The organism is Solirubrobacter deserti, assembly GCF_027587175.1.
GTDB classification, from domain to species: domain Bacteria; phylum Actinomycetota; class Thermoleophilia; order Solirubrobacterales; family Solirubrobacteraceae; genus Solirubrobacter; species Solirubrobacter deserti.
In genome coordinates this window covers 59,997-83,896 of record NZ_JAPCID010000018.1, presented here as the reverse complement: position 1 = coordinate 83,896, position 23,900 = coordinate 59,997, and the positions used below count along the sequence as shown (strand labels likewise).

Here is a 23,900-nt window from a genome sequence, read left to right as displayed (position 1 = left end):
ATGACTTCCGCCCTCGACACCGGTCTTTCCCTGCATGCGGAAACTGCTCTTGAAGATGGAGATGTCGCTCGACGGCCACGTCGCCGACTCGGAAGGCGGCTCCTCCTGGCCGCTCGACTTCTACGACGACAAGCTCACTGCGGACTGCGTCGCGTTCTTGGCCGCCGCGGGACTGCACATCATGGGCCGGCAGTCGTACGAGGACATGGCGCCGTACTGGCCGACGTCGACCTCGCCGTTCGCGAAGCCCATGAACGACACCCCGAAGGTCGTCTTCTCGCGGTCGCTCGAAGAGGCGAACTGGCCCGAGACGCGGATCCACCGCGGCGACCTCGCGGAGGAGATCGAACGCCTGAAACTCCAGGACGGAGGCCCGATCGTCGTACACGGCGGCGTGCGTTTCGTTCAGTCGCTCACTCGGAGCAGACTGATCGACGAGTACCGCCTGCACGTACATCCGACGGCGCTCGGCTCGGGCCGGTCGCTGTTCGACGCGCCGCTGAAGCTCAACCTCGTCGACATGCGGCGGTTCTCGAGCGGAACGGTGGCGATGACCTACACGCCGGGCTGAACCGCCGGCTCGTCGCGCAGATGGCGGATCGCGGGCACGGCGAGCAGGGCGACGGTCGTCACGAGCACGACGGCGGACGCGACCCAGAGTGCCGGGGAGATTCCGATCAGCGCCGCGATCGGCCCCCAGATGATCATGCCGACCGGCTGAAAGGCGATCGACCCGAACCAGTCGTAGGCGCTGACGCGCGACAGCGCCTCGCCCGGCACATGGCGCATGAGCGTGGACTCCCAGATGGCGTTGCCGAGCACCATCGACACGCCGCCGAGCAGCGCTGCCGCGGCGAGCAGCGCGACGGGGGCGCCGGCGGCGAGGAACGCAAGCGGAAACGCCATCAGGACGAACGAGCCGCCGGCGACGACAAGCGGGCCTCGCGGCCGCACGCGCACCGCGACGAGCGCGCCGATCAACGCCCCGACGCCGATCGCGCCGAGCACGGTGCCCCAGGCCGCCGCGCCGCCGAGATCCTCCTCGGCGACGATGGGTCCGAGCGTCGACCACGCTCCCCACACGAGGTTCCCGATCGCGGCCGCGAGCACGAACGTCCACACCCATGTCAGCGAGCGGAACAGGCTCCACCCTGCTTTGAGATCGGCCACGAACGACGAGGCCGCGCGGGGCACCTGGTCAGGAAGGCGCAGGCCGAGCAGGAAGAGCGCGCTGACGGCGAACGTAAGCGCGTCGATCGCCATCGCCCAGCCGGCGCCGACGGCCGCGATCAGCACGCCCGCGATCGCCGGTCCGACGATCTCACCGGCGCTGAGCGCGGTCGCGCGCACACCGTTGGCCTCCTGCAGACGGTCAGCCGGGACGATGACCGGCAGCAGGCCCGTGGAGGCGGGGTTGAAGAAGCCCGTGGCCGCGCCCGTCAACCCGGACAACACGGCGATCATCCAGACCTCGGCGGTGCCGGCGATGAGCAGCGCAGCGATCGCTCCTTGGCTGAGCAGCCGGGCGAGGTCGGCGCCGACCATGACCGCGCGCCGCGACATGCGGTCGGCCAGGACGCCGCCGATCAAGAGCGTGAGGACCATTGGCAGGGTGCGGACGGCGAGCACGATGCCGATCTCGGAAGCCGATCCACCGAGTTCGATCACGGCGAACGCGAGCGCGATCGCGACCATCCGGTCACCCAGGACGGAGACTGCCTGGGCGCCGAACAGCAGGCGGAATTCGCGCAGCTTGAGAACCCCCACCGCACGCAGCGTACGAGTGAGGTAGAACCGAGGCGTGGATCAGCTCGTGACGCCCCGCCTGCTCCTGCGCCCGTTCGTGCCCGAGGACGTGGAGCTCGTGCATCCGGTCTACTCGGATCCGGAGGTCATGCGCTACGTGGCGACCGGGCCGATGGCGGACATCAGCTACACGCAGCGTCTGATCGACGACTACACCGACCACCAGCTCCAACACGGCTACTCGTTCTGGGCCGTGATCGAAAGCGCGTCCGGAGCGTTGATCGGCGACGCGGGCCTGTACCGGACGCCGAACGGCGAGGTCGAGCTCGGCTACACGCTCGGCAAGGCGTGGTGGGGCCGTGGGTACGCGACGGAGGCGGCGGGCACGTGGTTGCGTGTCGCGTTCGAGGAGCTGCGGGTGGAGGAGGTCGTGGCGCTCGCCGAGCCGGCGAACACGGGCTCGCTGCACGTGCTGGAGAAGCTCGGGATGCGGCGGGCGGGCGAGCGCCTCGCGTTCGGGCGCCCGCACGCGGTGTTCCGCGGTCAGCGGCCGGCGAGCATCGCCTCGATGCCGTCGAGCACGCGCTGAAGGCCGAACTCGAACTGGTCCACGGGCTCCTCGTATGCGCCCTGCTCCCACATCAACGTGATGTGCGGGAAGCGCTCGACCTCGAAGTACTCCTCCCAGAACGCGTTCCGCTCTCCCCACCACTCCTCGTCGGAGACACCGCTCTCCTCCGTCACCTGCACGGCCTCGACGGCGGCGCGCGTCGAGCCGCGGACGTAGTTGTCGATGAGCTCGGTCACCGCCAGCGTCTCGTGCGGCTCGAGCCCGATGTCCTTCGCGGCACCCAGGATCGCGTTGAACACGGCCATGATGTTCGGCCCGAGCGGCGGGCGCTGCCCCATCCGGACCTGCAGCATCCACGGGTGTCGCTGGATGAGTGCGCGGCTTTGATGAGCGTGCCAGGTGAGCCGTGCGCGCCACGGTTCGGTGTCGGCGGGCGGCGTCGCGTCAGCGTGCTCGGCGTGGATGCGGTCGAGCATCAGGTCCAGTAGCTCGGCCTTGGACGGGACGTAGCGGTAGAGCGACATGGCACCGACGCCCAGGCGCTCGGCGACCCGGCGCATGCTCACCTGCTCGATGCCCTCGGCGTCGGCCAGCGCGATGGCGGTCTCGACGACCCGATCGACCGTGAGGGTCGGTTTCGGGCCGCGCGGCGCGCGTTCCTTCGTGCCCCAGAGGAGCTTGAGGCTGATGCGGAAGTCGCTTCCGCCGGTGGATTCAGGCATGCAGACTTGACAAAGTGCGTACGCTGTACTCGCTTATGCGTACAGCGTACTCGGAGGAGTCGGATATGGGGTTGGCGATCGTCGCAGAGGACTTACGCAAGCGCTACGGGGACACTGTGGCACTCGACGGTTTGGATCTCGCCGTGCCGGAGGGAACGGTGTGCGGGCTGCTCGGGCCGAACGGCGCCGGCAAGACGACGGCGGTGCGCGTGCTGGCGACCCTGCTGCGGATGGACTCCGGGCGAGCGACCGTGGCGGGGTGCGATGTCACGAGCGACCCGCGCGCGGTCCGCGCCAAGATCGGCCTCACCAGCCAGCACGATGCGGTCGACGAGGCGCTCAGCGGCCGCCGCAACCTCGAGATGTTCGGGCGCTTGCACCACTTGTCGCCGGCGGCGGCGCGGCGGCGTGCCGACGAGCTGCTCGAGCGGTTCGGGCTGAGCGAGGCGGCCACGCGGCCGGCGAAGAAGTACTCCGGCGGGATGCGGCGGCGGCTCGATCTCGCGGCGAGCTTCATCCGTGCGCCGCGCGTGCTGTTCCTCGACGAGCCGACGACGGGGCAGGACCCGCGCAACCGCAACGAGGTCTGGGACGTGGTGCGGTCGCTAGTCGCGGAGGGCACGACGGTGCTGCTGACCACGCACTACCTGGACGAGGCGGACCAACTCGCGGATTCGATCTCGGTGATCGATCGCGGCCGCGTGATCGCGTCGGGCACGCCGGCGGAGCTGAAGGCCCGGGTCGGCGGCTCTCAGATCGATGTCGTCGTCGCAGCGGAGTCGGACCTGTCCGTGGCGGCCTCGGCGGTCGGCTTCGCCTGCGGGTGCACGCCGTCCGTGGACACGGCCGTCCGCCGGGTCACCGCGCCGGCCGTCGAGCCGGTCGCCGCGCTGGGCGCGGTGCTGCGCGGACTCGAGGACGTCGGCGTGACCGCCGAGGACGTCGCGTTGCGCCGGCCGACGCTCGACGAGGTGTTCCTGCAGCTGACGGGCCGGCCGGCCGAGTCCGAGACGTCGGCCGAGGAGGTGGCGGCGTGATCGCGCGCCTGCAGTGGGGCGTGTACGACACGTGGACAATCACCCGGCGCGACCTCATCACGTGGGTCATCAACCCGGTCCGCGTGGTCGGCGAGCTGGTGTTCCCGATCATGTTCGTGCTGCTGTTCGGCTACGTCTTCGGGAGCGGCATGGTCGTCCCCGGCGGCGGCGACTACCGCGACTTCCTGATGCCCGGCATCTTCGCCATGACCATGGCGTTCGGCATCGGCAACACCATGACCGTCGTCGCCACCGACATCGAACGCGGCGTGATGGACCGCTTCCGCTCGCTGCCGATGGCGCCTTCGGCGATCGTCGCCGGCCGCTGCTCGGCCGACATGGTGAACTCGTTCCTTGGCCTGCTGATCACCATCGCGTGCGGCCTGGTGGTCGGCTGGAGCTGGCACGACGGCCTGCTCAACGCGCTGTTCGCCGTGCTGCTGTTGTTGCTGTTGCGCTTCGCCTGCCTGTGGATCGGGATCTACCTCGGCCTGATCGTCGGCAGCCCGGAAGCCGCGGGCGCGATCTGGGGTCTGCTGTTCCCGTTCACCATGGTCACCAGCGCCTTCGTCGCCCCGGAGCTGATGCCGGACTGGCTCGGCTTCCTGGCCGAGTGGAACCCGCTCTCCTCCACCGTGGGCGCCGCCCGCGAGCTCTTCGGCAACGTCGGCGCGGAGACGGGCAGTTCCTGGATCGCCTCCAACGCGGTGCTGATGGCGGCTGTGTGGCCGCTCGTGATCACCGCGATCTTCCTCCCGCTGTCGGTGCGTCGCTACCAGCGCCTCTCGCGCTAGGCGTTCGGGGTGAGGTCGGAAGCGTGCGCTGAGCGAGCTTTCCGACCGCACGCACCGCCCGCGGACAGGTGCGGTCGGAGAGTGTCCTCCCAGGCAACTTTGCGACCGCACCCCGCCGACGCCACCGGGCGGGAGCGGCGCCCCGGCACGCGCCGCAGGGGTGGCCTATCGCTGCGAGTACCAGAGGCCCTCTTCGAGGTCGCGGAACACGACGAGGTCGCGACCGTCGCCGGTGACGACCTCCCAGTAGCGCCGGCGCAGTGGCGTGTCCGTCCACCAGCGGTCCTCGACGAGCCAGGACTCCCGCACGGCATCCACCTCACGGCGGCCGATCGTCAAAGGGCGACCGGCATTGTCGGCCTGGACCCGGACCGGCTTGGGCTTTGCAAGGCGGCGCGGGCCGCGGCTGGCGATCGGCTCGATACCGACGCTCGCCGCACCGCCGTTCGCGCCACCGCGTCGGGGCGCCGGCGGACGCGAACCGGGCGGGCCGGCCGGTGCGCGACGCAGGCCACGGGACTCGTCCCGCTCGACCGCACCCGGTGGCACGGTGGTGGGCAGCCGACGTGGCCCGCCCTGGGCAGGCGGAGGGCCAGGCTGAGGACGGCTGGGCGGATGGCCGCGTTCGGCGCTCATGGCTCACACGGCACGAGCACCCGGCAATGCCGGGCCACGCGCGAGTCGAGAGCGACAATGGGCTGCGCAGGCGTGGACACCCAAGGCGCAAGCGCCCGGCGACGCGTGGGCACGCGCGAGACGAGAGCGACAATGGTTCGCGCAGGCGTGGACACCCAAGGCCTGAGCGCCCGGCGACGCGGGGGCACGCGCGAGACGAGAGCGACGATGGTCCGCGCAGGCGTGGGCACCCAAGGCCTGAGCGCCCGGCGAGGCTGAGACACGTGCGAGACGAGATCGACGAAAGGCGGCAAGGGCGTGGGGCTCATGGCTCCCACGGCGCGAGCGCGAGGCGACGTTCTGGCACGCGCGAGTCGGGGTCCACAGCGAGGATGCGCAGGGCGGCGTCCGGGCCGGCGGCGGCGCGGGTCTGGCGGACGGCTTCGCGCAGGCGGGCGCGGCGGATGGCGGCCGGCTCGGCCAGCAGGGAGCGCTGATCCCCGGACGGCGGGCCGAAGGCCTCCACGCGCAGGCGCAGTGAGTCGGCGGGTGCGGGGAGTTCGGTGAGGCGGCCGACGAGCGCGAGGCGCATCCGGCGGGGATCGGCGAGGGACTCGCGGAAGGTGAGCTGGGTGCGCCAGGTGCCGCCGCCGACGAGCGCGGCGGAGAGCACGACGGCGCGGACCGTCCGGCCGCGGCGCTCGGGCCGGGCGAGCACGCGGTCGATGAGCATGCCGAGGGCACGTTCGAGCTGAGGGCCGAGCGCCGACTCCGGCAGCTCGAGCACCTCTTGCAGGCGCTCGGCAGGGACGCGGGGCCGCAAGGGAGTGTCGCGGCCGAGGGCGAGGTCGCGCGCGAGCAGGCCGGGCTCGCCGAAGCGGTCGGCCAGCGCGGCGCGGGGCAGCTTGGCCAGCTCGCCGAGGGTCGCGATCCCGAAGCGCTCCAGCGCTTCGGGCAGAGCCGCGACCTCGGGCCGGGAGGTCAACAGCGAGACCGGCAACGGCGCGAGGTAGGCGGCCAGGCTCGCCGGCTTCTCCGGCGCGACCTCGGGCCGGCGGGCCCGCGCACGGTGCGCGGCGGACAGCGCGGCGAAGCGAGACGGCGCGACGCCGATGCGCGCGCCAGCGCCGGCCGACAGGCCACTTGAGGCGGAACCCGCGTGCGGCGCGGACGCACCGGGCGGGTCCGACGCGACGGCGAATCGAGGTTCGCGGAGGCATTTGGCCAGTGCCCGGCGGGTGACCGTGATCACGCCTTCGACGCTTCCGCCGTGGAGGCGGCGAAGCCCACGTTCGTCGAACCAGGCCATGCCGGGGCGGTCGGTCTCGACCGCGGCGCCGATGCCTTCGAGGGCGTCGACGATGGTCTCCCAGGCGTCGGCGACACCGGCAGGGTCGGGCGTGACGAGCTGGAGCGTCGGACAGCGTGCCAGGGCCTCGCCGAGGCGCAGGCCGGCGCGGACGCCGTGGGCTTCGGCGGCGGCGGACGTCTCACCCACCAGTTGCTCGCGGCCGATCTCGGGCGCGGGGGCGAGCGGCGCGGCGGCGAGCGCCTCGCGGCCGCCGGCGGCGACCGCGAGCTCGAAACGGGGGAAGAGGGCACATACGATCATCGAGCAGAACGTATGTTCGCATGCGGGGCGGCGGGAAACGCCGCACCTGTCACCGAGGCGACGACAATCCGCCGTCGCCGATTACCAGTCGCGCGACGGTTCCAGCACGCTCGGTCGGCACCCGCGGGGGACGAGGATCGGGTTGCAGCGCCAGGTACCGCCGCCCGGGACCTCCGCCACGAAGTCGCTGTCATAGCGGGCGGACATGCCGACGTCCTGGAAGTCGGTCGAGATGAGCTGGGCGCCGCTGCGGAGGGCGGCGTCGAGCTGGGTGGTGTCGCCGGACAGGATGGTCGTGAGCGGCACGTCCGAGCGGGTGCGGACGAGGTAGCCGCGGCGGACGAGGTCCTGGATCTCCGCCAGACCGGCGTTGCGGGGCTCGTTGCGCTTGATGAAGGCCATGTCGCTGAAGCCGGGGCGCGAGTTGGTGAAGATCGCGCGGCCCTCGAGGTTGGGGCGGTTGGCGGTGTAGGCGTCGCGGATCGGGCCCGGGTCGTTGTCCATCAGGAACAGGACCTTGCCGCGGGCCTCGTCCAGCGACGGCCAGCCGCGACGGAGCACGGACTGCTCGAGCGTCATGCCGCGGCGGCGGATGTCGTCGGCGGTGATCATGTCGCGGTCGCTGAAGACGGAGCGGATCTCGCTCTCGACGGTCTCCAGCGCCGTGATGTCCCACGGCGGGGCCTTCACGCCGCCGCCGGCGACGACGCGGGCGTCGCTCTGCTTGAACTCGAGCATGATCAGCAGCGGAAGGTGGCGCGGATTCGCGTCCGACCAGGCGCGGATCTGCTGCAGGCAGCTGACGAAGCGGATGCAGCCGGCGGACGTGTTGTAGTCGAGGTCGGCGATGTGGATGAGCTTCGTGCCCGGCTTGGTCCACTCGGCGTTGGGCAGCGGGCCCTGGCCGAGCGCCTTGCGCACGAACGGGTGCGCGTACAGGCCGCCCTGCGGGTCGGGCCAGAGGTCGAGCTCGAGGCCGCGCACGTCCTGGCGCGCGAGCTGGTTGGTGATCGACGGGTGCGAGTAGGCGAGGTACTTGGCGTAGTCGCCGGGCGTCTGGATCAGCTCGTCGTACTTGGCCTGCTCGGCGGGCGTGATCTCGCGCTTGTAGCTGTTGTGGGTGCCGATGACCTGGACCTCGTTCAGCGCGAGCCCGCCGCCGTGGCGCGTGGCCTGCGCGACGGACGGCACGGCGGCGGCGACGCACGCGAGCGCGGCCGCGGCGGCGATGAACGGACGGCGGCGATGCCGCATCATGGCGAACCTCCCGAGTTCGATTGGCGCCCGGGAGTCAAGCGCCGGGGCGGCGGCGGTATGTGAAATAGATGGGGCTCCGGTTTCCCGGAGCCCCACCCGTAGCGGTTCTGTAAGCCGGATTCTGTCGAGAGCAGCCATCCATCTGTGCGACCGACCTGGACCTCGGCGGGCAGCCTGCAATCGGCCCTGCTTGGTCTTGCATCAGGTGGGGTTTACCTGGCCGCCGCGTCACCGCGACGCCGGTGCGCTCTTACCGCACCTTTTCAACCTTGCCGGGCCACTCTCGCGAGCGGCCGTAGGCGGTGTGTTTTCTGTGGCACTTTCCCGCGGGTTTCCCCGGGTCGGCGTTACCGACCACCTTGCCCTGTGATGTCCGGACTTTCCTCGAAGGCGCAAGGCCCCCGCGGCTGCTCGAACCGCCCGGTCAAAGTAGCTGGTTGTGAAGCTATGGTGATCTTGGGTCCTGGATCCATCCGGGGTGCCGAAGATCATGGACGTGACCATGTACGACGTCGTCTACATCGACGCGCAGGGGACGGAGACCCCGGTGGCGCAGCAGCTGGATGACCGGAAGGACGCCGCCGATGTCGCGCGCAAGGCAGCCGCCGAGCGTGGGGCCGGACGGATGATGCTCCCGGGCTCGAGCCGCCTGCCGAACTGTGTCTGCGTCATCCCGGTGCCGCCGGCCAAAGCCGCGTAACGCGCGCCCGCGGCCCGCGAGCCGCTAGGTTGCTCCGGCATGCGAGTCGGTGTGATCGGTGGTGGCCAGATGGGCGCGGGGATCGCGGAGGTCTGCGCGCGTTCGGGCGTTGACGTGACTGTGGTCGAGGCGGACGAGGCGGGCGTCGAGCGTGCCCGTGCGGCGATCGAGCGCTCCTTGGACCGGGCCGTGCGCTCGGGCAAGGCGAGCGAGGAGGACAAGGCCGCGGCGCTCGACCACCTGGTGGTGACCTCGGTGTTCGAGGACCTCGAGGGCGCGGACGCGGCGATCGAGGCCGTCGTCGAGAACGAGGCGCTCAAGCGCGACGTGTTCCGGCGGCTCGACGAGCTGCTGCCCGACGCGCAGTTCCTCGCCTCCAACACGTCCTCGGTGCCGATCATGAAGCTCGGCGCGGAGACCAAGCGCCCCGGCCGGGTGTTGGGCATGCACTTCTTCAACCCGGTGCCCGTGCTGCCGCTGGTGGAGCTCGTGACGTCGATCATGACCGAGCCCGAGACGGTCGAGAGCGTGCGCGCGTTCGCCGAGGGCACGTTGGGCAAGCAGTGCATCGACTCCCAGGACCGGGCGGGCTTCGTCGTGAACGCGCTGCTGATCCCGTACCTGCTGAGCGCGATCCGCATGTATGAGTCGGGGTTCGCGTCCAAGGAGGACATCGACCAGGGCATGGTGCTGGGCTGCGCGCACCCGATGGGTCCGCTGCGGCTCTCCGATCTGATCGGCTTGGACACGTTGCTGGCGGTCGCCGAGTCGCTGCACGACGAGTTCCGCGATCCGGCTTCGGTCTCGCCGGCGCTGCTGAACCGGATGGTCGAGGCGGGCCTGCTCGGTCGCAAGACCGGGCGCGGCTTCTACGACTACTCGAAGTAGCGCTCAGCCCAGGGTCGACGAGTGGCGGGCGACGACCTGCCACCCGTTCGTCCCGCGGGACCAGACGTCCGTCAGGCGGAACACGTTCGAGAGGTTGTTCTGCTCCCAGCTCGCGACCTGACTGAAGCGCGAGTGGATGACGGCGGTGTCGCCGAACACGTCGATCTCCATGCGCTCGAACGCGAACGAGGTGATCATGTAGCCGTCGCGGGCGGCGTCCATCCACTGCTCGCGTGACATCGGCTCGTCATTGAGGTGAACCGCGGTGAAGCGGAAGCCGTCCGCGACCAGTGCCTCAAGGCGATCCATGTCCCGCGACTGCATCGCGGACATCCACTCCTCCTCGAGTCCAGCGAGTTCCTGGCGGTCGGCTGCACTCATGCGACGAGGCTAGTCGATCGTCGTCCCGCAAGAGGTGCAGCTGCCGCCGTTGACGCCGGGCGGTGCCGGCAGCACCTCGCCATCGCAGACCGGGCACGCCGCGGGCAGCGCCATGACCAGACCCTCCCATACGCGCGACACCACGTCGTCGAGCGTCGGTCCGGCCAAGGGCGCGCCCGCGGCCCTCTGCGTGCGCGGTGCGCCGGGAACGTCCGGAGCGAGCATCGAGCGTTCCGCCTCGTCGACGTCCGGCGCGATCTCCGTGAGCCACTCGTCCTCGGGCGCCACCGTCGGAGCGGGCTCGAGGAGACCCGTGGGAGGCGCGAGCGTCTCGGCCGGCGACGGCGCGGCAGCGGGCACCAACGCACGCTCGCCGAGAGCTTCAGTGGCGGGCGACGGGGTCAGCGCCGACGCGTCCGCCCCCGGCTCGGCGGACGCCGGGACCTCACGGCGGCGCGGGAACTCGACGACGCGGCCGCCCTCGGGCTCTTCGCCGCTCGGCCGTGCCGACGGCTGCGCGAGCACGTCGAACAGGGACGCCTGGCGCTCTTCATCCGCGAAGTCGCGGTGATCGGCCATCAGCGCACTCATTATGCGACCCTCCGCATCACCCCGACCACCCGGCCGAGGACGTTGACCTCACGCGACCGGATGGGCTCCAGCGCGTCGTTCTCCGGTTGCAGGCGAATGTGGTCGTCCTCGCGGAAGAAGCGCTTGACGGTCGCTTCCTCGCCCACGAGCGCGACGACGATCTCGCCGTCCGCGGCGGTATCCTGCTTGCGGACGACCACTACGTCGTCCGGGAGGATGCCCGCCTTGATCATCGAGTCCCCGCGCACGCGCAGGAGGTACTCGCCGTCCTCTCCGCCCGCGATCTCCGGGATGTGGACGTACTCCTCGATGTTCTCCTCGGCCAGCAGCGGCTGACCGGCGGCCACGTGCCCGACGAGCGGCAGCCCGCTCGGGGACACGGCCGATTTGACGGCGTCCATGGCGGACGCGGCGGTCGACGCCGCCTTGTCCAGCAGCTCGATCGCGCGCGGCTTCGACGGGTCCCGCCGCAGCAGGCCGACCTTCTCGAGGTTCGCGAGGTGCGCGTGCACCGTCGAGGACGACGCCAGGCCCACGGCCTTGCCGATGTCCCGCACTGTGGGCGGATAGCCGTGGCTCGCTGAATAGCGCTTGATGAAGTCGAAGATCTCCTGCTGGCGCTTCGTCAGGTCCTTACCGATGTCCATACGCTGTGCGTCTCCTCGAGTTCCCGAACGTGTGTTCGCACAAGGTACCCGGCTCGGCGGACGGACTCAACCTTGCCCCGTCGCTGGCTATACTTCGCCGCCGCTCTCGCGCCGATGGCGGAATTGGTAGACGCGCCAGGTTGAGGGCCTGGTCCGGGATAACCGGGTGGAGGTTCGAGTCCTCTTCGGCGCATGTGTGAAAGGCCCGCTCCGGCGGGCCTTTCGACGTTCTGGAGCCGTTCGTCCCGGTGGGGGAGAACATTTCGCGGCAACGCCTATGGCAACCGGAGAACACCTTTCGTTCTCCACGTTCCCCTTCGAGCAGGAGGCGCCATGAGCGTGCACTACGACCGGACCCGCGAGCGTTGGGTCGTTCGCTGGCGTGAGGCAGGACGGCAACGGGCGCGGCGGTTCGTATCCGAGGATGCGGCGAGGGCGCTCGATGCGAGGGTGTCGCCAGCGCGCACCGCACCCGCCGCGGAGGCACCGATTGCCGACGGCGCTGGCGTCTACGGGTACGAGACCGCGGACGGCCCACGATGGCGGTTCGTCTTCCGGCTCTCCGATGGCCGCATGACGTCGCGACGCGGATTCACCAGCCGATCCGCAGCGCTGGCCGCCCGGGCGAAGGCGGTCGAGGACGTCCGCCGCGGCGACGTGCGCGCGACGCGGGACACGTTCGGCGAGTTCTGGGCGAAGGTGCTCGAGGCCAAGCGTCCGTATGTCACGGCCGGCACGCTGCAGGACTACACGACGCACGGGCGCAAGCGGCTGTTGCCGTGGTTCGGGGCGCTGAAGCTCGCCGCCGTCGACGAGGACCGCATCCGCGACTGGCTCGCGCAGATGGCCGAGCTCGTGGCTGACGGCGAGCTGAGCGCCAAGACGGTCAACAACGCGCGGACGTGTCTGTCGATGACGATGGGCGAGGCGGTGCGCCGCCGGTACATCCCGCAGAACCCGTGCCGGTGGGTGCCGGAGCTGCCGGTCGAGCGGACGGAGATCGACTACCTGCGGATGGGCGAGATCGATCGCTACCTCGACGCGTGCGCAGACTTCTACCGCCCGCTGGCCGAGTTCCTGGTCGGGACGGGCGCGCGGATCTCGGAGGCGCTCGGCGTGCGTTGGCAAGACGTCGACCTGGAGGCCGGCGTCGTCCGCATCTCGCGCCAGCGCGCGCGAGACGGCGACGGCACCGCGCCGACGAAAGGCAAGCGATTCCGTTCGGTGCAGGTCGGGCCGCAACTGGCCGCGACGTTGCGCGGCGTCCGTGAGGAGCGCACGACCTCGGGTTTGGATGACGGCGACTGGATCTTCCTATGCCCTCCCCCACGCCGCGGCCGCTACTCAGTCCGCACGGAGCCGGTGCCACCGAGCCGCAAGACCGCGCACGACTGGCATGAGTGGGCACTGCAGGACGCCGGCCTGCGGGACATGCCGCTGCACTCGCTGCGGCACACCGCGGCGACGGCGTGGCTCGCGACCGGCCACCCGCTGATCTTCGTGCAGCGCCAGCTCGGGCACCGGTCGATCACGACGACCGAGGAGCACTACGGCCACCTGGAGACCTCGTTCATGCGCGAGGCGGCGGCGCGCACTGAGGCGCTGATCGCCGCGGGCGGCGATCGCCGTGCGGCGTAATGATTGCGTTTCGGTAATGCAATCATTACGCTGATGCCCTACGACGCGGACGACTTGCTCGACGCGCTGCGGGAGGACTCGCCGTGACCGAACGACCCAAGCTGACGAGCGCCGACGACGTCCGGCGTCGGCGCCCGCCTCGTCGCGAGCGCGTCGAGACGATCAAGCGCGTGGTCGAGTTGGAGATCGCGCTGCACGAGTTGCGCGAGCGGCGAGGCGTGACGCAGGAGCACGTTGCTGAGCACCTCGGCACGAGCCGGCCGAACGTGTCGCGGATCGAGCGCGAGGACGACGTGCGCGTGTCGACGCTGCAGCGTTACGTCGCGGCGCTCGGCGGCGAGCTCGAGGTGATCGCTCGATTCCCCGACGGCGGACGCGAGACTTTGCTCGGCTCGACTACGGAGCGCCCTGGCCGTCGATGATCGTGTCGATCGACAGCTGAGCCGGCACCAGCGACACGGGCCGCGCCGCTCGACGCGTCGCGGCCGTCGTCGTTTCGCCCGGTACCCAAGCGCTGCGTGCGCGGTCGAGCCACGCGTCGACGTCGTGGGCGAGGAAGCGCAGCGGCCCGTCAGGACCACCGAGCCGCACGCTCGGAATGCGTCCTTCCTTCGCCGCCTCGTAGACCCAGGAGCGCGAGACGCGCAGGCGCGCAGCGACCTCGGTCGGCTTGAGCAGATCAGTGTCCAGATTGGCCGTCATGTCCATCAAGCCGTGTCGGGCCGCCTCCGGGCAATCTTTCTGCGCCGAGGGACGGCTCTCATCTTCCGGCTACCGGCTTCGGGCGAGAGCTTCCAGCTCGTCGAGGTGCGCGCGAATCGCCGCGAGGGCGGACACGGCGTCCGTGCTCGTAGACGGCTCCCGCGCACGTTCTACCTCAGCCGCGACCATCTGACCGAGCCGAATGCTTGCGGGCGTGGACCCGCACAGCTTCTTGAACGCCTCCCAGGTCACGTCGTCGACCGCAACTCGCGCTACACGAGCACCAACGGGACGCTTCTTCCGTGAACGTCCCGCGCGACGTATGACGGGTGGCTCGATGGTCGCCGGCGGCTCGATGGTGGCCGCTACATCGGCCAGCAGCGCGGGAGGTTCATCTGACTCTAGAGGCGGCGCACTCGCGGCTCGTTCGCGCTTCAGTCGGCTCTTGCGACCCACGTCTGAACTGTAGCGCCGCTGTATACAGCACTTGAGTGCAACTGCGTGCCCGATCTAAATCCGGTGTTGCCGGTCTGCGTCTGCCCCGCACCCAAGCCAGGTCGCATGCCCACATCGACTGAGCCGCCATGTGAGAGCACCGCAAGTATGTGAAGCTCGCCGAGCTTCTGAGTGCCGACGCGTTTTGAGGCCTGGCACATCGTGTGGTCCGGCCAAGGCATTTGCCTGCCGTGCGCAGTGCCCACCGTAGCCCTAGCTAAGGGCACGGCTCATCGCGTTGGTTCGACGACACTGAAAGAACAGTCTTCACTGAACCGCTCGACCGCTGCGTTCAGATGATTGAATCTGCACCCAACGACTCTATGGATACTCACGGATGGCTCTACAACGTACTGCTGCTTGCCGCGATAGCGAGCAACCTAGCCGCAATCGGCTGGCTCTTTCGCATGCTTGCCGTACATCCGGCGCCTGTTGCAGGACGGCTGTCCTTACGACGTCAAGCACTCAAACTGCTGTCTGCCTCAAACCGGCGGAAGCGATGGACCGACGCGATTCAGCGCCGGCGCCAAAGGCTTGGCTGGACTCGTTTTGTCATCTACGCTGCCGCCCTTTTCGTTGTCGTCCTGATCCCGGTCGATGTTCGATGGGGACCCCTGGACGATGTCGAGGACTCCGAGGAGTTCCTTCGGACGCTTTGGCAGGTTGTGGGTGCTGCACTCGGCGTGTCCGTCGCCATGGTGGCTTTTGCCTTCGAGGCATTCCGCGGCTCAGGCCAACAGGCGTACGGTGGATCTCTACGGGAGTTCGCTGGCGCGTCACGACTGCTTCTCGTGATCGAAATCGGGCTCGTGTCGTTGCTTCTGGACGGGGTGGTGCTATTCGGCTGGGGGCACAATGCGCCGCGCGGGCTTCCAGCGGCGTGGGCGATTATCGTCTCGGGGATCACTCTTGTTGGAGTGGGGTACGTGATGCACCGCGTTGTGCGGCTTCTCGACGACTCCGCGTTGCGGCGTATGCGAGAGGAGCGAGTGCGACGGTTGGTGGACCAGGCGATGACCCAGCAACTTGTCGGACAGGCAGCTACGTTGTGGCTGGGTAGCTCTTCCCTGCCGATCCGCACGTCATTCGGGAACCCTGGTGGCGCGACGCCGATTGTCGCGTCGCGCGCGGGTGAGGTGGTTGATGTCCGCCTCGGTCCCCTGAGCCGTTTCGCGGTGCGGCATCCTAACTCACAGCTTTGGCTGCCCGTAAATCTCGGCGACTCGGTAGCAGAGTCAGGGACTGGCCTGTACCTCACTGGACAAGTGTCGCCGCGCAAGAGACGGCGTCTGGCCGCGGCTGTGCGAGTCCGCAGGGCAGACGACGAATCGGGGAATCGGGCGCTCACGGAAGCGCTCGAGCGCCTTCACCAGCAGGCTATGGGCGCGGCTCGGGGCGGACGCGAAAACGAGTGGAGGGCCATCGGCCAGCTGTACGAACTTGTGCTCCTTGCGCTTCCTAAGGCCGCGGCGGCCTGGGGTATTCCGTTCGCGGGCGCGGTAATGGCCCCCGGATTCTTCGGCGTCGGGCCGGTACAACGGATCGCTGATTTCCTCTATGACGAACTCGTCGCTGCGGTGAACGCGAATAGTCGGGAACTCATCGGCCCAATCACGTACCTTCCACAGCACGTCGCAATCGAGGCCACGCGGCTCGGTGCACCGGCGCTAGCGGCGCCTCTTTTCCAGCTTTATCCAGCAATGTACGCCCTCGCGAGAAGGGGTCGGGCGTGAACCACTCCGAGGAGTTGCTCCTCCATCAAAGTGTCGATCACCTCTTCGCGGCACGTTGGGCCGTCGAGAGCGCTTTCTCGGGTTCCTCCGACGCACTGACAGAGGATGAGGGTCGCGACCTCGGGTTCTCGTTCTTCAACGCCGTGAACGGGCTCCTGAAGAGCGCCATCGACCTTGCTGATGAGGCCACGTTCGCGACGGTGGAACGCAAGTGGGAAGCAATGTTCGATGAGGTGTGGCTGCCGGCTTTCCCTCACGCGGACCTTGCCCATGCGTTCAACGAACGGCGCGGCGGCGAAGTCCAGTCAGAGCTGCTCGCTCTCCTAAGACGTAGAGAGATCCTGCGCTTCGGTCTCGCAATGTGGGTCGTGCATCTCCTCGAGCGTCCCCAGCCTGTTGAACGAAGCGCTTTCTTGCACACGGCTTTCGGAGTGCTTGCATCGCAGTTCCCGAACGTCGAGTGGGTCCTCGACGCCTATGACGCGTCGACAGCTGCGGAAGAGAGCGACAAGCCCCCTTGGACAATGTGGTTTCTCGCGGAGCTTCCCGACGAGGCAGCCCACTTCATCCCGACATCGGAGAAACTCCTGCTCACGGCGCTGTTGCTGTGCACACGGCTCGTCGCGCCAGGGGAGCCTTCGGAGCTCCGCCCGCGCGACTGGTTTGAGTGGCGACACGAGGAGATCCAAGCGCTTCTCGGGAGACTGGTGCAGGAGCGGGATCGATGGCAACCCGTGCTCGGGGTCGCGGATGCATTCGATACGACTTCAACAGCAACGCCGCCCGATCCTGAACGCGGGTGGTCGCAGCGTCTCGATCGTCTAGCGACATTGCTCGCCAGCGGCCGGGAGGCTCAACAGGACGTAGAACGGGAGCGAGTCCGCAACGCCTCCATCGATGAGACGCGCCTTGACGAAGTTCGGCAACCTGCTCTCCGAAGCGCGGCCGAGTATCGCGTCCTCCGCGACACCCTGGCCTTGCAAGGCAACGTGAACGAGCTTCGCGAGCCGCCGCCTGACAACGCCGGGCTGGTCGCATACAACTGGGCACCGAAGAGCTTCTTCGTCTCGGAGTCTGGCGTACTCGGGCTCGACATGATGGGCCGCGACTTGGCGCGCTCGGCCCGCACGGCCGAAGCTCAGCAGTTGTTCGCGGCTCTGCCGGACGTAGCTAGCTCTCTGGAGCAGGGGGACCTTCGCAGCGCGCTCAGTAAGACCATCGAGGGAATGCGCACGGACGGATTTCACCCGTCGTTGATCGTGTTGCCGATCAACTGGCAGGTTGAACGTGAGCTAGGCCTTACCGCATTCGGCGCTACGCCTGTTCAGCATCAAACCGTGCCACCGAGCCACCAACGCGACTTCTGCGGGATATTCGAGGACGTCGCGGCGATCGACTTCGCTGGGGCGCCGGATGACCGAGTCTGGGTGCTTGACTTGCGTGAAGCCATCCGATTCGACGAGTGGCCGTCTGACAGCGACTCTGGTGTTCGGCTGGAGTTCCGAAGCTTCGACGAGGCGTCCGCGGCGGGGTTCCTTTCCGAGCACCCCGAGATCCGAAAGGGACGCACCTCCGAGGAAGCCGTGAGATTTCTACTGGAGCGTGTACTCATCACCATGCGCTTGTGCTGGCGGATCACGGGAGGAAATCCGCGAGCCGCCCGTGCGCTAGAAATCCCCGAGGAACTCCGGCGCGGAGACTAAGAGGAGACCGGCTTCGCTTTCCGCCGCCGTGAAGTCCGACGACGCAAGGCGCCGACTGCTCGCCGACACAGATTGCCGCTCTGAGGCTCCGGAGTCAGCGCCTGAACTGACCGCGACTCGACTGGCGGAGAACGCTCCCGGAGAACACCTGAACCCGCCCCTGGTCTCTTATGGCGGCACGCCCCGTGGCAACATCCGTGTTGTCCATGGCGTCCAATCTGTTCTCCCCCGCGAACACGAACGGCTCCACCGCGCAGATCGCCGCAATCCGGTCAGTGCTCAACCGTCTTGAGGGCCTGGTCCGGGATAACCGGGTGGAGGTTCGAGTCCTCTTCGGCGCACTAAGAAAAGCCCGCTAAGGCGGGCTTTTCTCGTTTCAGAAGCGGCGTCGGGTCGCACGCAACGCGCGTTTACATGCGGATGGCGCCGGCCTTGCCGCTCTCGACGCCGAAGGTCGCCAGCGTCGTGGCGGTGCCGTACACGCGTTTCTCGACCTCGGTGACGATCCGGAACCGTGAGGTCCAGGACTGCGGGGTCATCGAGCACTCGACGTAGCCGCGCTGGTTGTTGCGGAACAGCAGGTGCGGGTTGTTGGCGTCGTTGTTCCAGCGGACGAACGGGTTCGGCGTGTTGCCGGCGGTCGAGAGCGAGGTGCCCATGAACTCGGTCGCCACGGGCGCGCCGTCGAGGCGGTTGAAGTCCGGCGGCACGTTGCGGACCCAGTTGTTGTGCGAGTCGCCCGTGATGACGATCGGGTTGGGCGTGCGGCGCTCGGCGAGTGTCGCGAGGATCTTCTGCCGGTCGGCGACATAGCCGTCCCAGTTGTCGGGGCTGTTGAACTCGACCGAGTTGAGCGCCGTGTCGCGGTCGAACGGCGAGAAGGCCTTGTTGTTGGCCAGGATGTTCCAGCCGGCCTTGGTGGTCGACAGCTCGTTCAGCAGCCAGCTCATCTGCTCGGCGCCGAGCATCGTCCGGTTCGGGTCCAGCTCGCTCGGCGTGTAGCCGTTCGCGCCGCGCGGGCTGGTCGGATCGGCGTTCGGGGAGCGGTACTGGCGCCCGTCGATCGCATAGAAGCTCGCCAGGCGGCCCCACTGGATCGTCCGGAACATCATCATCCCGGTGCCGGCGGAGGGCACCGCGGTCTTGCGGAGCGGCATGTGCTCGTAGTAGGCCTTGTAGGCGGCGGCGCGGACGGCCGGGAACTGCTCCGGCGGCACCTCCCCCGTCCCGGAGACGAGGCCCGCGTAGTTGTTGTCGACCTCGTGGTCGTCCCAGGTCATGAAGAACGGCAGCGCCGCGTGCACCTTCTGCAGGTCCGGATCGGTCTTGTACTGCGCGTGCCGGATCCGGAAGTCCGACAGTGACGCGAGCCTGACGGCGGGCAGGTGCGGGCGGAACGGGGCGGTGCCGCCGGGCCCCTCGTAGATGTAGTCGCCGAGGTGGACGACGAACTGCGGGTCGCGCCGGACGATGTCGTCGTAGACGTTGAAGTAGCCGTTGGCCCAGTTGTGGCAGGACACGAACGCGAAGGTCAGCTCGCGGTTGGCGTGCAGCGGCGGCGGCGCGGTCCGCGTACGCCCGACGGGGCTCACGTTCGTACCCCACTTGAAGCGGTAGAAGTACTCGCGCGCGGGCAGCAGGCCGGCGACCTCGACGTGGACGCTGTGCGCCCATTCGGGGACGGCGTACTCCACGCCCTTGCGGACCGGGAACTTGAACTGCTCGTCGAGCGCGACCTCGTACTGGACCGCGCAGCGCTCCGGGCGCATGCCGCCGAGGGCCAGCTCCGGCTGCGGGGCGAGCCGCGTCCACAGCACGACCCCGTCCGGCGTCGGGTCGCCCGAGGCGACGCCGAGCGAGAACGGATTCCCGTCCACGCTCGACGACGACGTCGCGCGCGCGATCGTCGGAGCGAGCACGACGCCGGCCGCGAGCGTCCCGCCTGTACGAAGCAATGTCCGCCGGCTGATGCGCCGGTCCCAATCCCCACTGATGCTCATGTCTCCGGGCACCCCACAGTGCGTCGAACTGCCATGTGTTTGAAGTTCGTGACCCGTCCCCTGGATGACGGGTCACGTGGCTATGCGCGCGCGGCGCCGCCGCGGCCGCTCTCGACCACGAACGAGGTGAGCGTCGAGCCCTGGCCATGGACGCGGGTCTCGACCGAGGGGACGATCCGGAAGTTCGTCGCCCACAGCTGCGGCGTCAGCACGCACTCCACGTAGCCGCGGTTGTTGTTGCGCAGGAGCTGGTGCGGATTGTGGGAATCGTCCTGCCACTGGATCACCGGCTCCTCCTTGTCTCCGCCCGTGCTGACGGAGGTGCCCAGGAACTCGGTGGCGACCGGGGCACCGTCCAGGCTGTTGAAGTTCGGCGGGACGTTGCGCACGTAGTTGCTGTGCGTGTCGCCGGTGATCACCACGGCGTTCAGTCCCCGGCGAGCGGCGATCGCGTCCAGGATCCGCTGGCGGTCGGCGACATAGCCGTCCCAGGTCGTCGGGTTGTTGAACGCGACCCGGTCGATCGCGGTGTTGCGGTCCACGGGCGCGAACGCCTTGTTGTTGGCGAGCACGTTCCACCCGGCTTGCGAGCTCGACAGCTCCTCCAGCAGCCACGCCATCTGCGCGCCGCCGAGCATCGTCCGCGACGGGTCGATCTCGGCGTCGGTGTAGCCGTGGCGCCGCCGCGTCCCACCGGACACATCGCCCGAGCGGTACTGGCGCCCGTCGATCATGTTAACCGTCGCGAGCCGCCCCCAGTGGAAGCGCCGGTACAGGTCCATGTCCGGCCCGGACGGCATCGAGGAGCCCCGCAGCGGCATGTGCTCGTAGTAGGCCTTGTACGCCGCGGCCCGGCGAGCGCGGAACACGTCGACGGACTGGCCCGACTCGTTCTCGAGGTTCGCGTAGGCGTTGTCGACCTCGTGGTCGTCCCAGGTCACGAGGAACGGCAGTGCGGCGTGCGCCGCCTGCAGGTCCGGGTCCGTCTTGGTCTGCGCGTGCCGGATGCGATAGTCCGACAGCGTCATCAGCTCCACGGCCGGCAGCGGCTGCTGGAAAGGCGCCACGCCGCCGTAGTTCTCATAGATGTAGTCGCCGAGGTGCACGACGAACTCCGGGTCGCGCGCGACGATGTCCTCGTAGGCGTTGAAGTAGCCGTTCGCCCAGTTCTGGCACGAGACGAACGCGAACTTCAGCTCGCGGTTGGCGAAAAAGGGCGGCGGCGCGGTGCGCGTGCGCCCGACCGGGCTCACGTGCGCGCCCCACTTGAAGCGGTAGAAGTACTCGCGCGCCGGCAGCAATCCGCGCACGTCGACATGGACGCTGTGCGCCCACTCGGCCACCGCGTACTCGGTCCCGCGCCTGACCGGGAACTTGAACTGCTCGTCGAGCGCGACCTCGTACTGCACCGCGCAGCGCTGCGTGCCCATCCCGCCGTCGACCGTCAGCGGCGCCGGGGCCAGCCGTGTCCAGAGCACCACCCCGTCCGGCGTGGGATCACCCGAAGCGATCCCGAGCGAGAACGGATCTCCGCCCGCGCTCCACGACGTCGCGCGCGCGAGCGCGGGCGCCAGCACCACGCCCGCCGCGAGCGTCCCCCCGGTCCGCAGCAGCGTGCGCCGGCTGATCCGTCGGTCCCAATCCCCGGTGATGCTCATCGCTACGGCTGCGTCGTCGACAGCGTGAAGGTCACGGTCTTGGAGTAGCGCCCGGTGCGCAGTGCGTCGGTGGCCTTCACGAACTGCTTGAAGCCGACCGTGACCTGCTCGTTGGAGACCGGGCCGTCCCAGATGGACTTCGAGAGCGCGACCTCCAGCGGCTCCGGCAGCTTGAAGGCGCCGTTGACGAGGTGACCGGGCTCGCCGACCGACAGCGTGGCGTCGCCCGCCGTGGACGTGACGGTCGCCGCGGCGGTCGTCTCGTACAGGCGCTCGACGCCCGGCACGAACGGGCCGAGCGGATCCGGGGTGCCGACCGCCAGCGACAGCGTGGCCGGGACGGTGCCGCCGACAGGCGTCTCGGCCGAGGTCTGGTAGGCCGGCAGGCGCTCGTCCAGCTCTTGAAACGCGTTGTCCATGTGGCCGATGAAGACGCGGCCTTCGGGGCTCACCGCGAGCCGCAACCAGGCGTCCAGGTCACGGCGCAGCGAGTAGGCGCCGAGCGAGAGCGTCTGCAGCAGCTCGGGCTTGACCGTCGAGCCGATCGTGACGGTCTCGGGGTCGCGCAGGACGTAGACCTCGATCGCTTGCTGCTCCGGGACGCGGACGGCGAACAGCAGGTCGCCGCCGGGGGTCGCCTCGGTGTCCTGCACGTACGGGTTGCGCTCCGGGATCTCGAGCGTGAACGCCCCGAGCGACGTGCCCGTCGAGAGCTCGTAGACGTCGACGGAGCCGAACGCGGGGTTGTAGGTGCGATCGCCGATGCGCGTACCGCCGAACGTGCCGGCGTCCGCGCGCTCGAGGACCGTCTCGCCCGCCCGATTCACGCGGGTGAGCGGGCCTTCGGTGCTGCGCAGCCAGTAGCCGCCGGCGCCGTCCGGGACGGCGTCGCCCGCGTGCGAGCCGACCGTCCGGGCGTTGGGCCCGCGCGGGTCGTCCGGATCGACGGACAGCACGCCGTTGTCGGTCGGGAACAGGATCCGGCCGTCGTCGTAGGTCATCGACTTCGGGTTGCCGCCAAAGCCGTAGGTGAGCTCGAACTCGAAGCTGCGGTCCTCGGGTACGACGGGGATGACCGCGTGCGCGCCGGGCGCCGCGACCTTGAACACGGACAGGCCGCCCGACTCGCCGGAAGCGAGCACCAGGTTCCGCTCGGGGATCGGCACGACGTACTCGGGACGCTCGCCCGTCGTGAGGATCTGCAGCAGCTTCGGGGCGGCGGGATCGGCCAGGTCGAGGATGTGCAGCTGGTTGCCGCGCTCGGACACCACGAAGCCGAGCAGCGACTCGCCGAAGCGCGCGACGGCCGCTCCCTCGTACTGGTGGCCCGCGTCGCCGGCGTCGCTCGTCGGGTAGAAGCCGCGGCGCGCGGTCTCGCGCTCGCCCGCGAGCCCGGAGTCGTACACCAGCGCGCCCGTCTCGGCGTTGTAGATGCCGTACCCGCGGCCGCCGAACTTGCGCGTGACGGCGCCGGAGTCGATCGCGCGGACGCCGTCGGAGAAGAAGTCCTTCTCACCCTCGTTGGCCGCCAGGAAGTGCGTGCCGTCGGGCAGCCAGGCGACGCCGTCGGGCATGCGCGGAGCCTTCGCCGGCGCCGTCCAGTCCCACGGCCCGAACTGCCGGCGCTCCTTGTACGTGGTGGTGTCGGTCGAGCCCGCGTCGATCAGCCTCTGCACGGCGCCGGACACGAGATCGACGAGCGCGAACGCGTTCTGGTCCTGGACCGAGACGAGCGCGACGTTGTCCTCGCGGACGTCGACGTGCTCGGGTTGGAGCTTGAGCGTCACGTCCAGCGGCTTGAACCAACGTTCGTCGTCGCGGGCCGGCAGCGCGATCTTGCGCGTCGTCCAGTCGGCCACGTCGCGCCCGAGCATGTCGAGCACGATCACCGAGCCGTCGTTGAAGCCCCGGTCCTGCTCGTCGGCGATCGCCGCGTACTGCCCATCGGGGGACACGTCGACCGAGTCGCCGCTCGGGATCGCGATCCGGCGGACCTCGGCGAGCGTGCCCGCGTCCAGGATGCGCAGGTTGCGCGCGTCCGGCCCGCCCGGGTGCTCCGGGTCCAGCTGCTGGTCGACGACGAGCAGGTAGCGCCCGTCCTTGGTGAACGCCAACGCGGTCTGGTCGGTCTCGACGCTCGCCTTCACCCGCAGGGCGGCGGGATCGGTGATGTCGACGAGCGCGATCCCGGTGGCCGGCGTCGCGGTCGCGACCGTCCTGCCGTCGGGCGAGACGCTGATCGCCTCCGGGGACACGTCGGTGAACAGCGGGCCCGCCGGCGTGAAGACCGGCACGGCGGCCCCGGCGGGTGCGGCAAGCGTGAACAGGCCGAGCGCGGCGGCCGTCCCGGCCAGCCGCGTCAGGCGCGCGGATCCATGCACTGAAGCTCCAAATCTCTGGTGAAGTGAGC

At 69.3% G+C, this 23,900-nt stretch carries 22 protein-coding genes, 1 tRNA gene and 1 other RNA gene; 11 read left to right on the top strand and 13 right to left on the bottom strand.

The window, feature by feature from the left end; genetic code table 11:
- The first annotated feature begins 34 nt into the window (after positions 1–34).
- Positions 35–571 carry a dihydrofolate reductase family protein gene (locus OJ962_RS14595; RefSeq protein WP_202957402.1) on the top strand — a complete coding sequence of 179 codons (537 nt, stop codon included), beginning with the start codon at positions 35–37 and terminating at the stop codon, positions 569–571.
- Here OJ962_RS14595 and OJ962_RS14590 read toward each other — a convergent pair.
- Positions 556–1,767, bottom strand: a complete 1,212-nt coding sequence (locus OJ962_RS14590; protein ID WP_202957403.1) for an MFS transporter — start codon at positions 1,765–1,767, stop codon at positions 556–558. The genes OJ962_RS14595 and OJ962_RS14590 overlap by 16 nt on opposite strands.
- Positions 1,768–1,801: 34 nt before the next feature.
- Here OJ962_RS14590 and OJ962_RS14585 point away from each other — a divergent pair, with 34 nt between their 5' ends.
- Positions 1,802–2,335 (top strand): GNAT family N-acetyltransferase, encoded by a 534-nt coding sequence (locus tag OJ962_RS14585; RefSeq protein WP_202957404.1) that lies wholly within the window; start codon positions 1,802–1,804, stop codon positions 2,333–2,335.
- Here OJ962_RS14585 and OJ962_RS14580 read toward each other — a convergent pair.
- The gene (locus OJ962_RS14580; RefSeq protein ID WP_202957405.1) at positions 2,290–3,039 is read right to left on the bottom strand and encodes a TetR/AcrR family transcriptional regulator; all 750 of its coding nucleotides are present in this window, start codon (positions 3,037–3,039) and stop codon (positions 2,290–2,292) included. The genes OJ962_RS14585 and OJ962_RS14580 overlap by 46 nt on opposite strands.
- A 65-nt stretch (positions 3,040–3,104) precedes the next feature.
- Between OJ962_RS14580 and OJ962_RS14575 the strand changes: the two genes are divergently transcribed.
- Both OJ962_RS14575 and OJ962_RS14570 read left to right on the top strand, forming a co-directional pair.
- Complete coding sequence (locus OJ962_RS14575; protein ID WP_270006427.1) at positions 3,105–4,076, top strand: ATP-binding cassette domain-containing protein; 972 nt, start codon at positions 3,105–3,107, stop codon at positions 4,074–4,076.
- Entirely contained in the window at positions 4,076–4,870 is a 795-nt protein-coding gene (locus OJ962_RS14570) for an ABC transporter permease (RefSeq protein WP_202957665.1), read from the top strand. Before OJ962_RS14575 ends, OJ962_RS14570 begins: the two co-directional genes overlap by 1 nt.
- 165 nt (positions 4,871–5,035) lie before the next feature.
- On the opposite strand, the gene OJ962_RS14565 is transcribed toward OJ962_RS14570, so the two are convergent.
- The 4 genes from OJ962_RS14565 to rnpB form a co-directional block, all read right to left on the bottom strand.
- Positions 5,036–5,209: a hypothetical protein gene (locus OJ962_RS14565; protein WP_270006425.1), complete on the bottom strand. Its 174-nt coding sequence runs from the start codon at positions 5,207–5,209 to the stop codon at positions 5,036–5,038.
- A gap of 601 nt (positions 5,210–5,810) precedes the next feature.
- A complete protein-coding gene (locus OJ962_RS14560) occupies positions 5,811–7,097 on the bottom strand; it encodes a Y-family DNA polymerase (RefSeq protein WP_270006424.1) in 1,287 nt (428 codons plus the stop codon).
- Positions 7,098–7,178: 81 nt separating this feature from the next.
- Positions 7,179–8,351 carry a phosphatidylinositol-specific phospholipase C1-like protein gene (locus OJ962_RS14555; RefSeq protein WP_202957409.1) on the bottom strand — a complete coding sequence of 391 codons (1,173 nt, stop codon included), beginning with the start codon at positions 8,349–8,351 and terminating at the stop codon, positions 7,179–7,181.
- A gap of 97 nt (positions 8,352–8,448) precedes the next feature.
- An RNA gene (rnpB, locus tag OJ962_RS14550) (RNase P RNA component class A) lies at positions 8,449–8,777 on the bottom strand.
- A 55-nt stretch (positions 8,778–8,832) separates the two neighbouring features.
- Between rnpB and OJ962_RS14545 the strand changes: the two genes are divergently transcribed.
- Both OJ962_RS14545 and OJ962_RS14540 read left to right on the top strand, forming a co-directional pair.
- Positions 8,833–9,054: a hypothetical protein gene (locus OJ962_RS14545; protein ID WP_270006423.1), complete on the top strand. Its 222-nt coding sequence runs from the start codon at positions 8,833–8,835 to the stop codon at positions 9,052–9,054.
- 39 nt (positions 9,055–9,093) lie between these two features.
- Positions 9,094–9,942 carry a 3-hydroxybutyryl-CoA dehydrogenase gene (locus OJ962_RS14540; protein WP_202957411.1) on the top strand — a complete coding sequence of 283 codons (849 nt, stop codon included), beginning with the start codon at positions 9,094–9,096 and terminating at the stop codon, positions 9,940–9,942.
- 3 nt (positions 9,943–9,945) lie between these two features.
- Here OJ962_RS14540 and OJ962_RS14535 read toward each other — a convergent pair whose 3' ends face one another.
- The 3 genes from OJ962_RS14535 to lexA are packed head-to-tail and all read right to left on the bottom strand — an operon-like array spanning position 9,946 to position 11,561.
- Complete coding sequence (locus OJ962_RS14535; protein ID WP_202957412.1) at positions 9,946–10,323, bottom strand: nuclear transport factor 2 family protein; 378 nt, start codon at positions 10,321–10,323, stop codon at positions 9,946–9,948.
- Between the two features lie 9 nt (positions 10,324–10,332).
- Positions 10,333–10,914 carry a hypothetical protein gene (locus tag OJ962_RS14530; protein WP_202957413.1) on the bottom strand — a complete coding sequence of 194 codons (582 nt, stop codon included), beginning with the start codon at positions 10,912–10,914 and terminating at the stop codon, positions 10,333–10,335.
- Complete coding sequence (gene lexA, locus OJ962_RS14525; RefSeq protein WP_202957414.1) at positions 10,914–11,561, bottom strand: transcriptional repressor LexA; 648 nt, start codon at positions 11,559–11,561, stop codon at positions 10,914–10,916. The genes OJ962_RS14530 and lexA overlap by 1 nt, the downstream gene beginning before the upstream one ends.
- Before the next feature lie 108 nt (positions 11,562–11,669).
- Between lexA and OJ962_RS14520 the strand changes: the two genes are divergently transcribed.
- The 3 genes from OJ962_RS14520 (at position 11,670) to OJ962_RS14510 (ending at position 13,621) form a co-directional block, all read left to right on the top strand.
- Positions 11,670–11,754: transfer RNA gene (locus OJ962_RS14520), tRNA-Leu, on the top strand.
- A 380-nt stretch (positions 11,755–12,134) separates the two neighbouring features.
- A complete protein-coding gene (locus tag OJ962_RS14515; RefSeq protein WP_270006422.1) occupies positions 12,135–13,199 on the top strand; it encodes a tyrosine-type recombinase/integrase in 1,065 nt (354 codons plus the stop codon).
- Between the two features lie 83 nt (positions 13,200–13,282).
- The gene (locus tag OJ962_RS14510; RefSeq protein ID WP_202957416.1) at positions 13,283–13,621 is read left to right on the top strand and encodes a helix-turn-helix domain-containing protein; all 339 of its coding nucleotides are present in this window, start codon (positions 13,283–13,285) and stop codon (positions 13,619–13,621) included.
- Here OJ962_RS14510 and OJ962_RS14505 read toward each other — a convergent pair.
- Complete coding sequence (locus OJ962_RS14505) at positions 13,596–13,907, bottom strand: helix-turn-helix domain-containing protein (RefSeq protein ID WP_270006421.1); 312 nt, start codon at positions 13,905–13,907, stop codon at positions 13,596–13,598. The genes OJ962_RS14510 and OJ962_RS14505 overlap by 26 nt on opposite strands.
- 785 nt (positions 13,908–14,692) lie before the next feature.
- On the opposite strand from OJ962_RS14505, the gene OJ962_RS14500 reads away from it, so the two are divergent.
- Together OJ962_RS14500 and OJ962_RS14495 are read left to right on the top strand one after the other, a co-directional pair.
- The gene (locus OJ962_RS14500; protein ID WP_202957419.1) at positions 14,693–16,129 is read left to right on the top strand and encodes a hypothetical protein; all 1,437 of its coding nucleotides are present in this window, start codon (positions 14,693–14,695) and stop codon (positions 16,127–16,129) included.
- Positions 16,126–17,832, top strand: coding sequence for a hypothetical protein (locus OJ962_RS14495; RefSeq protein ID WP_202957420.1), 1,707 nt, complete (start codon positions 16,126–16,128; stop codon positions 17,830–17,832). Before OJ962_RS14500 ends, OJ962_RS14495 begins: the two co-directional genes overlap by 4 nt.
- Positions 17,833–18,242: 410 nt before the next feature.
- Here the strand turns inward: OJ962_RS14495 and OJ962_RS14490 are convergent, their stop codons facing one another.
- From OJ962_RS14490 to OJ962_RS14480, 3 genes are all read right to left on the bottom strand, one after another.
- Positions 18,243–19,832, bottom strand: a complete 1,590-nt coding sequence (locus tag OJ962_RS14490) for an alkaline phosphatase D family protein (protein WP_202957421.1) — start codon at positions 19,830–19,832, stop codon at positions 18,243–18,245.
- An 80-nt stretch (positions 19,833–19,912) separates the two neighbouring features.
- Positions 19,913–21,490 (bottom strand): alkaline phosphatase D family protein, encoded by a 1,578-nt coding sequence (locus tag OJ962_RS14485; RefSeq protein WP_202957422.1) that lies wholly within the window; start codon positions 21,488–21,490, stop codon positions 19,913–19,915.
- A 2-nt stretch (positions 21,491–21,492) separates the two neighbouring features.
- Entirely contained in the window at positions 21,493–23,871 is a 2,379-nt protein-coding gene (locus OJ962_RS14480) for a beta-propeller fold lactonase family protein (protein ID WP_202957423.1), read from the bottom strand.
- Between the last annotated feature and the right edge of the window lie 29 nt (positions 23,872–23,900).